The following is a 14,277-nucleotide window of genomic DNA, read 5'->3' as shown; positions in this document are numbered from 1 at the left end:
GATAAACTCGTTTAATTAATATCCAATCCGCATTACACTGCGGATGGTTATTACCCGTTCAACTTACTCTTCCTGAGGTGCGATGTGCTGATTGTTACCTGTAATCGTTACGTTTTCTGACCCCGCGTCAGTGAGCGTATCTTCTGTTTGCGCTTCGCGTAGACAGCGTTTTTGATTACATGAAATTCAGTACATTTGCAGTCTGCTTTTTTCTGTCATCGGTCTGACGTCTCAAAGACGGTATTGAATTTCGCTATTCCCGTTGAGGGTTTTCTCCCGACAAGGAGCTGTTTTATGCAACGGATTCTCGCGTTTTTCTCCCAACGCGCCACAACGCTATTTTTTCCTGTCGCGTTGATTTTATATGACTTCGCCGCCTATCTGTCGACGGACCTGATCCAGCCTGGCATCATCAATGTGGTACGTGATTTCAACGCCGATGTTAGCCTGGCACCCGCTGCGGTGAGCCTCTATCTGGCGGGCGGCATGGCGCTGCAATGGCTGCTGGGGCCGCTTTCCGACCGAATTGGCCGTCGACCCGTGCTGATTGCGGGGGCGTTAATCTTTACCCTCGCCTGCGCTGCCACGCTGTTCACCACCTCAATGACGCAATTTCTGGTAGCCCGATTTGTGCAGGGCACCAGCATCTGCTTTATCGCGACCGTTGGCTATGTCACGGTGCAGGAGGCGTTTGGGCAAACGAAGGCCATTAAGTTAATGGCGATAATCACTTCCATTGTGTTGGTTGCACCGGTTATCGGCCCGCTCTCCGGGGCCGCGCTGATGCACTTTGTACACTGGAAGATCCTGTTTGCCATCATTGCCGTCATGGGGCTTATCGCCCTGATTGGGTTAATGTTAGCCATGCCGGAAACCGTCCAGCGCGGCGCGGTGCCGTTCAGTGCCCGCGGCGTAGTGCGTGATTTCCGCGACGTTTTCCGCAACCGGGTGTTCCTGTTTGGCGCAGCCACGCTGTCGTTAAGCTATATCCCGATGATGAGCTGGGTGGCGGTCTCACCGGTTATTCTGATCGATGCTGGCGGCATGACCACATCGGAGTTTGCCTGGGCACAGGCCCCGGTGTTCGGCGCAGTTATCGTCGCCAATATGGTGGTGGTTCGTTTCGTGAAAGATCCGACCCAACCACGCTTCATATGGCGGGCCGCACCTATACAGCTGAGCGGGCTGGCAGTGCTGATTGTCGGCAATTTACTGTGGCCGCACGTCTGGCTGTGGTCGGTGCTGGGGACCAGCCTGTATGCGTTTGGTATTGGGATGATCTTCCCAACGCTGTTCCGCTTTACACTGTTTTCCAACAACTTACCGAAGGGTACGGTTTCCGCATCGTTGAATATGGTGATCCTGACGGTGATGGCGGTTTCTGTCGAAATTGGGCGCTGGCTATGGTTTAACGGCGGCAGGATTTCGTTTCATCTGCTGGCGGTTGCGGCAGGGCTCACTGTCGTGTTCACGCTGGCAGGTTTACTCAAACGGGTACGCCAGCATGAGGCAACGACGTTAGCCACTGAAAACTAACCTGCCCGCTTATCCGGCCTACGACAACTATGTAGGCCGGATAAGCTCTTGCGCCGCATCCGGCTACGCTCACCTCACCTTACGCAATGCGTGCAAATCCCGCTTCCAGATCGGCAATCAGGTCGTCGATATCCTCAAGGCCGATATGCACCCTGACCAGCGTACCGCTGAAATCCACCTCTCCAGCCGGGCGAATGCTGTTCAGCTCTTCCGGCTGGTTCGCCAGAATGAGCGATTCAAATCCGCCCCACGAATAGGCCATATGGAACAGCGAGAAGTTATCGAGGAAATTCGCCATCTGTTCGTCGGTCAATCTCTTTTTCAGCACAAACGAGAACAGGCCTGAGCTTCCGATAAAATCACGCTGAAAATACTCATGGCCCGGACATTCCGGTAATGCCGGATGGTTCACCCGTGCCACTTCCGGCCTTGCCGACAGCCAGCGGGCAATATGGATGCTGCTCTCCTGATGCTGCTTAAGGCGTACCGCCAGGGTGCGCAATCCGCGGCTGCCATTGTAGGCCGTATCGGCGTCCAGCGTTTGCCCCATCAGATAGGAGTTCTCGCGCAGACGATCCCAACAACGGGCGTTCGACACCGCCGTGCCCAGCATGCCGTCCGAATGACCGATGGTGTACTTCGTTCCCGCCTGAATGGAAATATCCACGCCATAATCCAGCGCTTTGAACAGCACGCCCGCCGCCCAGGTGTTGTCGATCATAATAACAATCTCCGGATTCACCGCGCGGATAGCCTTCACCATCCCCGGCACGTCCTGGACTTCCATGGTGATAGAACTTGGTGACTCAAGGAATACCACCTTCGTTTCCGGACGCAGAAGATCGACGATACCTGCACCAATCAGCGGATCGTAATACGTTGTTTCCACGTTGAATTTACTCAGGATCTTATTGCAAAAATCCTGGGTTGGTTCATAGGCCGCACCCGTCATCAGAATATGATCACCACCCTGAACAAACGCCAGAATCGCGTTTGTCACCGCCGCAGCGCCGCAAGGGTACAGCGCGCAGCCAACGCCGCCTTCCAGCTCGCTCATTGCCTTCTGAAAGGCAAAGTGGGTGTAGGTTCCGCGACGACCGTAAAACAGCTCGCCGTTAGCGCGATTGGCGGTGGCAAATTTCTTGTCCTTCACGGTATCAAATACCAGTGAAGAGGCGCGTTGGATAACCGGATTCACCGCTCCCTGGGTATAGCGTTTGTCGCGACCAGCAACAACCAGGTGCGTTTCAAGCTTCATTGCGTCTTTCATAACATCTCCTGTTCTTAATCCGTGTGAGACCTATACCACCGCAGCAGTAGAGTTTATTTCAGTGTTGGTCTGCTTTTTTCCAGCGAACCGTTCAACAATCTGCGCCGCATTCAAATCATGGATAACGTTAATCAGTGTGGCCGGCGCATCGGTAATGGTGCCCAGCACCACCAGCATCGGGATTGCTTCCATCGGCAGGCCCAGCGTGGTGACGATAAAGATTTCACCGAGGAACGCCCCGCCCGGTACGCCACCAACGATAATGGCGGAGAGCACCGCAATCAGCATCGTCAGGAAGAAGGTTTCGGTGGTGAATTCCATGCCCAGCACGGAATAGATAAAGACAATTTTTAGCGCGGCAATCATCGCCACGCCGCCCTTGTTGAGGTTAACCAGCAGCGGAATGGAGACATCAACGATTTCCGGGTTAATCCCCATCGCCTTACCGGCACGCAGCGTCACCGGCAGCGTCCCCAGTGAAGAGCAGGTCCCCAGCGCGGTCGCAGACGGTTCAATCGCGTTACGCCAGAAGGCTTTGACCGCCGGAATACCGCCGCCAATATACGAATAGAGAATTGAGCCAAAAACAAAGTAGACCAGCGTGGCAACCATAAACAGGCCGATGGCGCGGGCAAAGGTTAACAGTAGTGCAGAGTCCTGACTGGCCATGGTGGCGGCGAAGTAGCAGCCCAGACCAATCGGCGCGACCTTCATAATGATCGACACGATCTTCATGATCACGGTATTGGCGTCTTCCAGCAGCGACGCAATGCGTTTACCGGCCTGATCCGACTGGCCAATTGCGACACCGGCGATGATCGCCATTACGATCAGCGCCAGAATATTGGACTTAGAAAACAGTCCGATAAAGTCGCTGGTGGTGATCATACTGACAAAATCCATCTTACCGCTGCCCGCCTGTACCGACTGTGAGAGATCGATAGTGACGCCCTGCGCCGGGTTATACCAGAGCGCCAGCGCGACGATCCCGGCGGCTGGAATAAAGGCCATGGCGATCGAAACAATAAAGATAATCGCCATAATGCGCCCCAGCCTTTTCAGGTCGGTCATACTGGCGATCGAAGACATAACGCTGATCCCCACCAGCGGCACAATAATCATAAATAGCAGGTTTAAGAATATCTGACCTATTGGCTGGAGTTTACTTGCAAACGATGGGGCATAAATACCTAATAAGCCGCCAATCACCAGAGCAACTAATAAAATAATCGACGATTTGTAGGGTTCGAGTCGTGACCACATAATCGGTACCTTTAGAATAATAATTAATGAGATTAAATTCACAATGTGATGAGTTTCCGTTTCGCCTCCTTTTATTTTGTGACGTAACTCACTTAAGTTGTTATTTTTTCATTTTGCCAGCAAGTTGTTTCCTGTGATTCAATAGTTGCATGTTTAAAACGCGAATGTAACGGCCTATTCGTACCGTTTTTGCAAATCACTTGTGAATTAAAGGAAACTATGAGTACGCCGATTTCACTCAAGCATCTGGAGTTTTTTACTAAAATCGTCGACTGCGGAGGATTGTCAGAAGCCGCGGCGCAGCTCAACGTATCGCCATCTGCGGTCAGCAAAAGTCTGGCTGCGATGGAAGACACGCTGGGCACGACATTAATTAAACGCACCACCCGCAGTATTACCCTGACCGACGCAGGGCAATATCTCTTCAACCGCGCTAATAAGCTTTTGAAAGAATTCGATGAAACGCTGAATACCACTTCCGGTTATTACCACAGCCCGCAGGGTGAATTACGCATAACCTGCTCAATTGCGTTTGGTTATTCCCGGCTGGTGAACCTGGTGGATAAATATCGCTCCCAGTTCCCGGATGTGAATCTGTATATCGATCTCAACGATAACTTTGTGAATCTGAACGAAACAGATTTCGACATCGCCCTGCGCATCTCCACCGCACCGCCGCAAAACTATGCGATGCGCAAGCTGGTGCCTGTTCGCTGGGCGTACTGCGCTTCACCCGGCTACCTTGCCAAAAAAGGCATGCCCCAGCGCCGAAGCGACCTGGTCAACCATGATTGTCTGGTTTACCCAGGCCTCACGCCGGTGCTGAAGGTGGCGGATGAACAGGATCGCCTGCACCAGTTAAAACTGCATATGCCAATCCAGGCCAACAGCAGCCTGGTATTACTGAAGTCGGTGTTAGAAGATCAGGGAGTGGCGTATTTGCCCACCTATCTGATTGGCGATCATATTCAAAAAGAAGAGATAACGCCGCTGATGCTCGACGGCACCATCACCTGTGAAACTCACGCCCTGTATGCGCTGTACTTTCCCAGCAAGTACAGCAATCCGAAGGTGCGATCGTTTATCGATTTTCTGGTGGCGGAACTCGGCCCCTTACCCGCCTGGGACAACTGGATCCCGGAGTAAGCCCAGCCCACCTGAAAATGGGAGGCGCTCCACATTTTTTGCGCGATCCCCCCGTCTGGCTCTATCCTTAAGCCTATGAATAAAATTGCTGAACTCAAACGCGCCAAGCGACTGGCGCTCTCATTGCTGCTGATTGCCGCTGCCACTTTCGTCATCACGCTGTTTCTGCCGCCTAACTTTTGGGTACTGGGGATCAAAGCGATCGCCGAAGCGGCGATGGTGGGCGCGCTGGCGGACTGGTTTGCCGTGGTGGCGCTTTTTCGCCGGGTGCCGATCCCGTTTATCTCGCAGCACACGGCGATTATCCCGCGCAATAAGGATCGGATCGGCGAAAATCTCGGGCAATTTGTGCAGGAAAAATTTCTCGATACCCAGTCGCTGGTCGCGCTGATCCGCCGCCATGAACCGGCGCTGTTGATCGGCAACTGGTTCAGCCAGCCGGAAAACGCCCAGCGCATCGGCCAGCATCTGCTGCAAATTATGAGCGGTTTTCTCGAACTGACCGACGACTCGCGCATTCAGCGGCTGATCAAGCGGGCGGTGCACAAGGCCATCGACAAGGTCGATCTCTCAGGTACCAGTGCGCTGATGCTGGAAAGCATGACCAAAAACAATCGCCATCAGGTGCTGCTCGACACGCTGATCGCCCAACTGATCGCCCTGCTCCAGCGCGACAGCTCGCGAGCGTTTATCGCCAGACAGGTCGTGCACTGGCTGGAAACCGAACATCCGCTGAAAGCGAAGATCCTGCCGACCGAATGGCTGGGCGAGCACAGTGCCGAGCTGGTGTCTGATGCCGTTAACTCCTTGCTGGATGACATCAGCCACGATCGCGCGCATCAGATCCGCCATGCCTTCGATCGCGCCACGTTTAAACTCATCGATAAGCTCAAACACGATCCGGAGATGGCCGTGCGGGCCGAAAGCCTGAAAAGCTATCTGAAGGAAGATGAAGCCTTCAACCGTTATCTTGGCGAGCTGTGGGCAGACCTGCGTCAGTGGGTGAAAACCGACATTAACGCCGACGATTCCCGCGTGAAGCAGCGTATCGCTAGTGCGGGACAATGGTTTGGCGAAACGCTGGTAGCCGACAGCGCCCTGCGCGCCTCACTGAATGGGCATCTGGAACAGGCCGCGCATAAAGTAGCGCCAGAGTTCGCCACCTTCCTGACGCGCCATATTAGCGACACGGTGAAAAGCTGGGATGCACGCGATATGTCGCAGCAAATTGAACTGAACATCGGTAAAGATTTGCAGTTTATCCGCGTCAACGGCACGCTGGTTGGCGGTTCTATTGGGCTGGTGTTATATCTGTTGTCGCAAATTCCGTCCCTGCTGACGCTGGCGAATTTTTAAGGAGAAAAATTCAATGACGATGAACATCCGCATTTTTTCCCTGCGCGAAACACCGGAAAAACTGCACGAGGTCACCGCTTACTTTCAGCAACAATGGGCCTCAGAAGACTCCGTGAAGGTATACGAAGATGCGCTGCATCGTTGCATTGGCGCAAAGAACCCGCTACCGCAGTGGTACTGGCTGCAGGACGGCGACAGCATTGTTGGCTGCGCCGGATTGATCACTAATGATTTTATCAGTCGCGGCGAACTGTGGCCGTGGCTATGCGCGCTCTATGTCGATCCTCGCTATCGTGGTCACGGTCTGGCATTTCGCCTGATTGAACATATTGCGCAGCAGGCTAAACAGCTAGGCTTTATGCAGCTCCATTTGTGTACTGACCTGGAAGGCTTATACGAGAAAGCGGGATTTTACTTTGACGGGCCGGGCTATCATCCGTGGGGGGAAGTCTCACGGGTCTACAGTCGTAATCTGTAAGCGCACAATTGTTGTACATCAATAAAGCCAGATAAATTGCATGGTTATAATGCGACGTCTTTTTACTGTCTCCCGTGTTACGGGGAAGGAAAATCATGTCGCTAATCACCGATTTACCCGCCATTTTTAATCAATTCTCCGACGCCCGTCAGAAAGGTTTTCTCACCGTAATGGATCTTAAAGAGCAGGGTATCCCGCTCGTTGGGACCTATTGCACCTTTATGCCGCAGGAGATAGCGATGGCGGCAGGCGCGGTCGTCGTTTCGCTATGCTCAACCTCTGATGAAACGATTGAAGAGGCCGAAAAAGATCTGCCACGAAACCTGTGTCCACTGATCAAAAGCAGCTACGGGTTTGGTAAAACGGATAAATGTCCGTACTTCTACTTCTCTGACCTGGTGGTGGGCGAAACGACCTGCGATGGTAAAAAGAAGATGTACGAGTACATGGCTGAATTTAAAGCGGTACATGTGATGCAACTGCCCAACAGCGCCAGTGATGCGGCTTCGCGGGCGCTGTGGAAAGCCGAGATCCTGCGTTTGCAGCAGGTAATCGAAGCCCGTTTTGGCACCCCGATAACCGAAGCCGCGCTACGTGAAGCCGTCATTCTAAAAAACCAGGAACGTCGTGCACTGGCAAACTTCTACCGCGTTGGTCAGCTCAACCCACCCGCACTCAGCGGCAGTGACATTCTGAAAGTCGTCTACGGTGCAACCTTCCGCTTTGATAAAGCAGCACTGATCGACGAGCTTAATAGCATGGCCGAGCGGGTACATCAGGAATGGCAGGCCGGGAAACGTCTGGCGTCACGTCCACGCATACTGATAACCGGCTGCCCCATCGGCGGCGCGGCAGAAAAAGTGGTTCGTGCCATTGAAGAAAACGGCGGTTGGGTGGTGGGTTATGAAAACTGTACCGGTGCGAAAGCCACTGAACAGTGCGTGGAGGAAACTGGCGACGTCTACGACGCGCTGACCGATAAATACCTCGCCATCGGCTGCTCATGTATTTCCCCTAACGATCAACGTCTGAAAATGCTCAGCCAAATGGTTGAAGAGTACCAGGCTGACGGCGTCGTCGATGTCATTTTACAGGCTTGCCACACTTACGCCGTTGAATCACTGGCCATTAAACGCCACGTCCGCCAGCAGCACAACATTCCCTATATCGCTATTGAAACCGACTACTCCAGCGCGGATATCGGCCAACTTAGCACTCGTGTCGCCGCGTTCATTGAAATGTTGTGAGGAACAGGGATGACATACTCAATAGGGATCGATTCCGGCTCCACGGCGACTAAAGGTATTTTGTTGGAAAGGAACGTCATCAGACGTCGCTTCCTCTGCCCAACACCTTTTCGCCCTGCCGAAGCGATCGCTCAGGCATGGGAAACGCTGCAAGCGGGGCTGAACGATAGACCATTTTTAACCCTCACTGGCTACGGACGGCAGCTCGTGGATTATGCCGACAAACAGGTCACTGAAATTTCCTGCCACGGGCTGGGGGCGCGCTTGCTGGCTCCCGGCACCCGCACAGTGATTGATATCGGCGGTCAGGACAGTAAAGTCATCCAGTTAGATGATGATGGCAACCTCAGCGATTTCTTGATGAACGACAAATGTGCGGCAGGGACCGGACGATTTCTGGAAGTCATCTCACGCACGCTCGGCGCCAGCGTAGAGCAGCTAGATGCGATTACCGCTGGCGTCGAACCACATGCCATCACCAGCATGTGTACGGTTTTTGCCGAGTCAGAGGTTATCAGCCTGCGCTCTGCGGGTGTCGCGCCGGAGGCCATTTTAGCAGGTGTGATCAACGCGATGGCCCGACGCAGCGCGAATTTCATCGGACGGCTTTCAGGGCAGGCTCCACTGTTATTTACCGGGGGAGTAAGCCACTGTCACGCCTTTGCTCGTATGCTTGAAGGCCACATTGGCATTCCCGTACACACGCATCCCGACGCGCAGTTTGCTGGGGCGATTGGGGCCGCGTTAATTGGTCAGCGTCAGGGGAAACGTGAGTGAAGGAAACACTGTTTTTGTTTCATACTACCCTCGGCGTCATCAAAACGCGTAAAGCGCTACAGGCTGCGGGTATGTGCTTTCGGGTGGCAGATATTCCCCGCGAGCTACGCGGTGGTTGCGGGCTGTGCATTTACATCGACTGTGTTGCTGGCAAGGAGGATGAGTGGATAATTCCGGGCCATACCGAATCTATCTACCGTCTTGAAAACGGAGACTGGCGCTGCCTTGCCACTTTTCCTCCTTCCTGAACGGGTCAAGGGACTTAGTTTTATTTTACTTTTCATTATCATTTACGCATGTAATATAACAATTATCAGCTAACAGCGCGAAATGAGAGTCCGTATGTCCCAGGGAAGCCCAGATTCAAATCGTCATGCCATCAGCGTCGCGCTTTTTGGCATGCTGGTCTTAACACTGGGTATGGGAATTGGACGCTTTCTGTATACACCAATGCTGCCAGTGCTGCTGTCGGAAGGTCTATTTACGTTTGACCAACTCTCCTGGATTGCTAGCGCCAACTACGCCGGGTATCTGGCAGGAAGCCTGCTCTTCTCCTTCGGGCTCTTCCATCTTCCCTCACGCTTACGCCCGATGCTGCTAACGTCCGCGCTCGCTACCGCAGGGCTGATTCTGGCGATGGCCAGCTTTACGCAGCCCGCGCTGGTGATGCTGATCCGCTTTCTGGCAGGCGTCGCCAGTGCCGGTATGATGATCTTTGGCTCAATGATCGTTCTGCATCATACCCGGCATCCCTTCGTGATCGCGGCGTTGTTCTCCGGCGTTGGTGCAGGCATTTTGCTGGGCAATGAATATGTCATTATCGGTCTGCATTTTGCGCTTTCATCGCACACGCTCTGGCTGGGCGCAGCGGCAGCCTCGGCTCTGTTCTTCGTGCTACTGGTTATACTCCTGCCATCTCGCGACCACATGCTCCCCGCTGCGGCCCCGGTAAAAACAGAGTATCAGCCTATGTCCTGGTGGCTGCTGGCGCTACTGTACGGGCTGGCCGGATTTGGCTACATCATTGTCGCCACCTACCTGCCGCTGATGGCGAAAAGTGCCGGTTCGCCGCTGTTGACTGCCCATCTCTGGTCGCTGGTCGGCATATCGATAATTCCGGGGTGTTTCGCCTGGCTGTGGGCCGCCCGACGCTGGGGTGTATTGCAATGCCTGACGGTGAATTTGCTGATTCAAAGCGCCTGCGTGGTCATGACGCTCGCCAGCGGCTCCTTGCCGCTGCTGGTGATAAGCAGCATGGGGCTTGGCGCAACGTTTATGGGAACCACTTCACTGGTGATGCCGCTTGCCCGACAACTTAGCGTACCGCGCAATATTAATCTGCTGGGCCTGGTCACTCTGACTTACGGCATTGGGCAAATACTTGGTCCGCTATTAACCAGCCTGCTGGGAAGCGGCGCACAGGCGATCGTTAACGCCACGGTGTGCGGCGCGGTCGCGTTGTTTATTGCGGCACTTATCAGCCTCACGCAATTATACAAACAGCGTTTCGCCTCGCCCAAAAGGGTATAACCGGCTAACGTCTAAAGAAGATATATTCGGATTAGTCCGCAATTAAATGTCAGCATTTAATAAACCGCAAATAATCGGCAATTATCCGTCAGACAATTTATAATCCCCGGCTGTTCATTTATAAACTCAATTTAAAATGCGTAAAAATGGACATATTAATTCAACATCAACACCATCTTCGGGAAAGGCACATGTCGTGGTTTAAAAAAATACTACTGGGGTTAATTATTTTAGCGGGTTTAATTGGCACGCTAAAGGATTATAAAGACTTTGGCTTATTTGGCGCACTGGGATTGTTTATTATCTTCCTGTTATCAACAACATTCTTATGGCAATGGGCCTCTGGCAAGTTACCGGAGATAACAAAGTTACATGCCATACTTATTTTACTGGCCAGCGCGGTAGCCTCTATTTTTGTTATCAATATGGCAATTGCCGGAAATTTGCATGTGGATTTAATGGAAGTCATGCGCGTTACCATTACCCATAATCCGCTTTTTTATCTGATCCTCTGCGTGGTCGCATGGGTAAAAGTGGGCATCTGGCAATGGCTGTTTAACGGTGTACAGATGAAAGAGAGTCAGCCGGTTTAAACTCCAGCAAATGTAAAAAAGGCGTCTTAACCAAGACGCCTTTTTCGTACTAGTATAACTACTTAGAACTGATAGGTCAGACCCGCAACAACCTTGTTGTCGCCGTCTTTGCCATCAAGCAGGTTAATTTTGTAACCCACATCAGCAACCATGTTTTTGTTGAAGTAGTAGTCTGTGCCCAGCGCAACGTATTCGGTCAGATCGTTATTGTTGTTGTCACGCGTATGGACGTAGCCCACGTTCGGACGCAGACCAAAATCAAACACATAGGCCGCCATCGCTTCAAAGTGCTGCGCTTTGTCCGCATCCTGAGGGACACCCTGAGAATTTTTTTCGCGCGTATTCAGGAGCAGGTTGTGGGATTCGCCGTACATGGTCGCAACGTAGATTGCGTTTGCATCATACTTAAGGCCTGCGCCCCAGAACTCTGCGTTTTCACCATCCCATATACCGTCTGTATTGCCTTTCTTTTGGGCCGCGGTAATTGAGCTTTTTGTATAGGCCGCAATGGCAGAAACACCAGAATCCGCGATATTGTCATAGCCCAGGGAGAAGCCGTAGCCGTTGCCGTGCTGTTTGGTCGGATCCGTATTGGTATCGTCCTGCCCCTGATATTGCGCACCAACGCTCAAACCATCAACGGCACCAAACAGATTTTTGGTACGGAGTGTTGCAACGCCAGAAGTGCGTGAAGTAAGGAAGCGGTCAGCATCTTCAAAGGAGTCACCGCCGAACTCTGAGAGAGTGTCAGTGTAAGCTCCCACGTCGTAAGCGATACCGTAGTTACGACCGTAGTCAAAGCTAACGTCATGGCCGTAATCCAGGCCAGCAAACGCCAGACGTGTCTTAACGCCATTCTGAGAACCTTCTGCTTTAGAGGCATCAAACTGACTCTCAAATTGGCCATAACCGGTCAGCTGATCGTTGATTTGTGTCTCACCGCGAAAACCCAGACGCGCGTAGGTCTCATCGGCGTTATTGCCGTCAGTCCAGGAATGGACCGCTTTTACTTTGCCGTACAGATCCAGTTTGTTGCCATCTTTATTATAAATTTCCGCTGCATGAACGGAGGTTACCCCTAATGCCATTACAGCTAATGCCACTACTGACTTTTTCATGTTATTACTCACTTTTAATTGTGAATTTTGCTATCAACTTTGTTATGAAGGCGGGATGCCCACATAAAAAAGTCCCCTCCAGATAAGGGGAAACACCAATAACACACCGAAAAAATATACCAATAAAGGCAATAATGAAGTGGCAAGACCTGTTTCAATTTTGGGTTTTAAAGAAAACCCGAACAGAGAGTAATTACTTAGATTCTTCGCTTGTGCTCTCATTAATAGAGCGATGCAACATTAATGCCTCGGCAATAATGTCTTGTTTACTTTTACGAGTTTCAAATGCCAGCGTCCGAACATATTCCCATAGAGAAGTATCGACACGGGCACTTAATAGAACCATATCTTTTGATCGGGTTCCCCTGGCTTTTCGGATATCAGGGTAATCTCGAGAGGGCATAATCATCTCCTGAACGCAAACACGCTTATGGCGATGAAATATGCAGTCAGTGTAAAAACATGTCAACGGCAAAATACAGTCACAATAGTAATGAAACTGTTAATAAAGAACAAAAAACTGGAACGTTATTTCAAATGAAAGATAACTTGATTATAGAATAATGTGTAATGTTAGCTTTACATATATCCGTTTTTATTCATATGATTAAAAATCCACGAATCATTCACATTAATAATAATGCACAATCAAAACATCACTACAGACAATGAGTTACATGCCATTATTAATGTCTACTTTTAAGCAAACCACCAGTTTTTATGCGCTGTTATGCCAGGCGGCCCTGCACTATCTGCAGCGGAAATCACTTTGATTCTCACTTAATACAGACCTGCATTGTCTAAAAATAAGCACAAAAAGGTAAAAATAAGGTAAATAGCGCATTTTTTCGCAAGCAAAAATAAGTTGTTTTTAATTGATGAAAATCAATTTACATCACACAGGGGCGGCGAAAAAAATGATCATTGAAGACTATGGAAACCATTTTTTACATGAGGTTTAAGACGTGAAAAGAAAGGTTGTTATGCAATGCGAGCGGGCCGCAACAGCCCGCGTGAGAGGTGGTAAAATCAAGCGTTAACTTTATCCAGCGGCCAGGAGTCAAACAGATAGCCATCGAAGTCGATGTCATCAACATTTGAAAACTCCAGCAGGCGCTGTTTGACGTTTTCCAGATGCTGCCACATCGCCAGCTTGGCCGCGCGAGCATCCTTTTTGATTAACGCCGCCAGGATCTGCTTGTGGTCACCCATCCACTCTTTACGATAGTGGGTATCATCGAGATGGCTATGAAGCTGGATCCACATCGGGTTGTTCTCGCGCCACTGCCATGACTGGCGGAACAGCTCCACCAGCATGCTGTTATGCGTGGCCTCGGCGATAGCGAGATGGAACTGCATGTCACCGCTTTCAGAACCGTTGGGTTCGCTGGAGGCCAGCTCCCGCTCTTCCAGCTGCAACGCCTGGCGTATTTTGACGATATCTTCGCGGGTGGCCTGCAGCGCGGCAAATTCGGCGATGTTGCTTTCCAGCAGCTGTCGCGCCTGTAGCAGCTCAAACGGGCCTGCATCATTGCAATGATTCACATCCGAACTGTCGATAGTCTGTGCTTCTGCATTGTCGAGTACGTAGATCCCGGCACCACGACGCACGTCCACCAGACCTTTAATTTCCAGCATGATTAACGCTTCGCGCACCACCGTGCGAGTGACATTGAGCCTCTCGGCGATTTCACGCTCCGGAGGTAAGCGCTCACCAGGCAGGTACGGCGTCTGGACAATCAGATCGCGGATCATTGCACCCACTTCCTGGTAGGGTCTTTGCTGAGAAGTGTTTGATTTCATCGTGTTATGTCCGTCAGATGCGTCAATTCAGAATCCGGAGGCTGGATGACTGCGCACACCTTATCCGGCCTACCAATAACGTTTTTTTCGCCTGAACTATAGCATTTGCGGGAAGCCAAAAACAGAAAACGGGTCAACCAAATTAGTATTTTGATTGACC

Annotated in this window: 14 protein-coding genes; 9 read left to right on the top strand and 5 right to left on the bottom strand. The window is 51.6% G+C overall.

The genetic code is table 11. The features are described from left to right. Window positions 1-294: 294 nt before the first annotated feature. Window positions 295-1,536 (top strand): multidrug efflux MFS transporter MdtM, encoded by a 1,242-nt coding sequence (gene mdtM / locus OGX92_RS10105; RefSeq protein ID WP_003830061.1) that lies wholly within the window; start codon window positions 295-297, stop codon window positions 1,534-1,536. A gap of 79 nt (window positions 1,537-1,615) precedes the next feature. Here the strand turns inward: mdtM and metC are convergent, their stop codons facing one another. Both metC and OGX92_RS10095 read right to left on the bottom strand, forming a co-directional pair. Next, a complete protein-coding gene (metC, locus tag OGX92_RS10100) occupies window positions 1,616-2,806 on the bottom strand; it encodes a cystathionine beta-lyase (RefSeq protein ID WP_003830063.1) in 1,191 nt (396 codons plus the stop codon). A gap of 30 nt (window positions 2,807-2,836) precedes the next feature. Continuing rightward, window positions 2,837-4,069: a dicarboxylate/amino acid:cation symporter gene (locus tag OGX92_RS10095; RefSeq protein WP_003830065.1), complete on the bottom strand. Its 1,233-nt coding sequence runs from the start codon at window positions 4,067-4,069 to the stop codon at window positions 2,837-2,839. A 219-nt stretch (window positions 4,070-4,288) separates the two neighbouring features. Here OGX92_RS10095 and OGX92_RS10090 point away from each other — a divergent pair, with 219 nt between their 5' ends. The 8 genes from OGX92_RS10090 to OGX92_RS10055 all read left to right on the top strand — a co-directional run bounded on the left by OGX92_RS10090 (window position 4,289) and on the right by OGX92_RS10055 (window position 11,196). Then, window positions 4,289-5,215, top strand: a complete 927-nt coding sequence (locus OGX92_RS10090; protein ID WP_003830068.1) for a LysR family transcriptional regulator — start codon at window positions 4,289-4,291, stop codon at window positions 5,213-5,215. 75 nt (window positions 5,216-5,290) lie between these two features. Further along, on the top strand, window positions 5,291-6,571 hold the full coding sequence (locus tag OGX92_RS10085) for a DUF445 domain-containing protein (protein ID WP_003830070.1): 1,281 nt from the start codon (window positions 5,291-5,293) through the stop codon (window positions 6,569-6,571). A 13-nt stretch (window positions 6,572-6,584) separates the two neighbouring features. After that, window positions 6,585-7,049: a GNAT family N-acetyltransferase gene (locus tag OGX92_RS10080; RefSeq protein WP_003830072.1), complete on the top strand. Its 465-nt coding sequence runs from the start codon at window positions 6,585-6,587 to the stop codon at window positions 7,047-7,049. A gap of 95 nt (window positions 7,050-7,144) precedes the next feature. After that, a complete protein-coding gene (locus tag OGX92_RS10075; RefSeq protein ID WP_003830073.1) occupies window positions 7,145-8,296 on the top strand; it encodes a double-cubane-cluster-containing anaerobic reductase in 1,152 nt (383 codons plus the stop codon). Between the two features lie 9 nt (window positions 8,297-8,305). Further along, the gene (yjiL, locus tag OGX92_RS10070; RefSeq protein WP_003830076.1) at window positions 8,306-9,073 is read left to right on the top strand and encodes a putative 2-hydroxyacyl-CoA dehydratase activator YjiL; all 768 of its coding nucleotides are present in this window, start codon (window positions 8,306-8,308) and stop codon (window positions 9,071-9,073) included. Beyond that, the gene (locus tag OGX92_RS10065) at window positions 9,070-9,321 is read left to right on the top strand and encodes a putative Se/S carrier protein (RefSeq protein WP_003830079.1); all 252 of its coding nucleotides are present in this window, start codon (window positions 9,070-9,072) and stop codon (window positions 9,319-9,321) included. The genes yjiL and OGX92_RS10065 overlap by 4 nt, the downstream gene beginning before the upstream one ends. Before the next feature lie 94 nt (window positions 9,322-9,415). Next, entirely contained in the window at window positions 9,416-10,603 is a 1,188-nt protein-coding gene (locus OGX92_RS10060) for an MFS transporter (protein ID WP_286586503.1), read from the top strand. Between the two features lie 191 nt (window positions 10,604-10,794). Beyond that, complete coding sequence (locus OGX92_RS10055; RefSeq protein ID WP_003830083.1) at window positions 10,795-11,196, top strand: hypothetical protein; 402 nt, start codon at window positions 10,795-10,797, stop codon at window positions 11,194-11,196. 62 nt (window positions 11,197-11,258) lie between these two features. Here OGX92_RS10055 and OGX92_RS10050 read toward each other — a convergent pair whose 3' ends face one another. From OGX92_RS10050 to uxuR, 3 genes are all read right to left on the bottom strand, one after another. Continuing rightward, window positions 11,259-12,314, bottom strand: coding sequence for a porin (locus OGX92_RS10050; RefSeq protein WP_003830085.1), 1,056 nt, complete (start codon window positions 12,312-12,314; stop codon window positions 11,259-11,261). Window positions 12,315-12,507: 193 nt separating this feature from the next. Further along, on the bottom strand, window positions 12,508-12,717 hold the full coding sequence (locus OGX92_RS10045; RefSeq protein WP_003830087.1) for a hypothetical protein: 210 nt from the start codon (window positions 12,715-12,717) through the stop codon (window positions 12,508-12,510). Between the two features lie 626 nt (window positions 12,718-13,343). Then, complete coding sequence (uxuR, locus tag OGX92_RS10040) at window positions 13,344-14,117, bottom strand: Uxu operon transcriptional regulator (protein ID WP_286586501.1); 774 nt, start codon at window positions 14,115-14,117, stop codon at window positions 13,344-13,346. Between the last annotated feature and the right edge of the window lie 160 nt (window positions 14,118-14,277).

Source organism: Citrobacter sp. Cpo089 (genome assembly GCF_030332695.1).
GTDB classification, from domain to species: Bacteria; Pseudomonadota; Gammaproteobacteria; order Enterobacterales; family Enterobacteriaceae; genus Citrobacter; species Citrobacter portucalensis.
This window is presented reverse-complemented; position numbering and strand designations above follow the sequence as displayed.

Excerpts from the sequence above, each read along its gene's own strand:
- mdtM (WP_003830061.1), top strand. The coding sequence starts at position 295 with ATGCAACGGATTCTCGCGTTTTTCTCCCAACGCGCCACAACGCTATTT.
- metC (WP_003830063.1), bottom strand. The coding sequence starts at position 2,806 with ATGAAAGACGCAATGAAGCTTGAAACGCACCTGGTTGTTGCTGGTCGC.
- OGX92_RS10095 (WP_003830065.1), bottom strand. The coding sequence starts at position 4,069 with ATGTGGTCACGACTCGAACCCTACAAATCGTCGATTATTTTATTAGTT.
- OGX92_RS10090 (WP_003830068.1), top strand. The coding sequence starts at position 4,289 with ATGAGTACGCCGATTTCACTCAAGCATCTGGAGTTTTTTACTAAAATC.
- OGX92_RS10085 (WP_003830070.1), top strand. The coding sequence starts at position 5,291 with ATGAATAAAATTGCTGAACTCAAACGCGCCAAGCGACTGGCGCTCTCA.
- OGX92_RS10080 (WP_003830072.1), top strand. The coding sequence starts at position 6,585 with ATGACGATGAACATCCGCATTTTTTCCCTGCGCGAAACACCGGAAAAA.
- OGX92_RS10075 (WP_003830073.1), top strand. The coding sequence starts at position 7,145 with ATGTCGCTAATCACCGATTTACCCGCCATTTTTAATCAATTCTCCGAC.
- yjiL (WP_003830076.1), top strand. The coding sequence starts at position 8,306 with ATGACATACTCAATAGGGATCGATTCCGGCTCCACGGCGACTAAAGGT.
- OGX92_RS10060 (WP_286586503.1), top strand. The coding sequence starts at position 9,416 with ATGTCCCAGGGAAGCCCAGATTCAAATCGTCATGCCATCAGCGTCGCG.
- OGX92_RS10055 (WP_003830083.1), top strand. The coding sequence starts at position 10,795 with ATGTCGTGGTTTAAAAAAATACTACTGGGGTTAATTATTTTAGCGGGT.
- OGX92_RS10050 (WP_003830085.1), bottom strand. The coding sequence starts at position 12,314 with ATGAAAAAGTCAGTAGTGGCATTAGCTGTAATGGCATTAGGGGTAACC.
- OGX92_RS10045 (WP_003830087.1), bottom strand. The coding sequence starts at position 12,717 with ATGCCCTCTCGAGATTACCCTGATATCCGAAAAGCCAGGGGAACCCGA.
- uxuR (WP_286586501.1), bottom strand. The coding sequence starts at position 14,117 with ATGAAATCAAACACTTCTCAGCAAAGACCCTACCAGGAAGTGGGTGCA.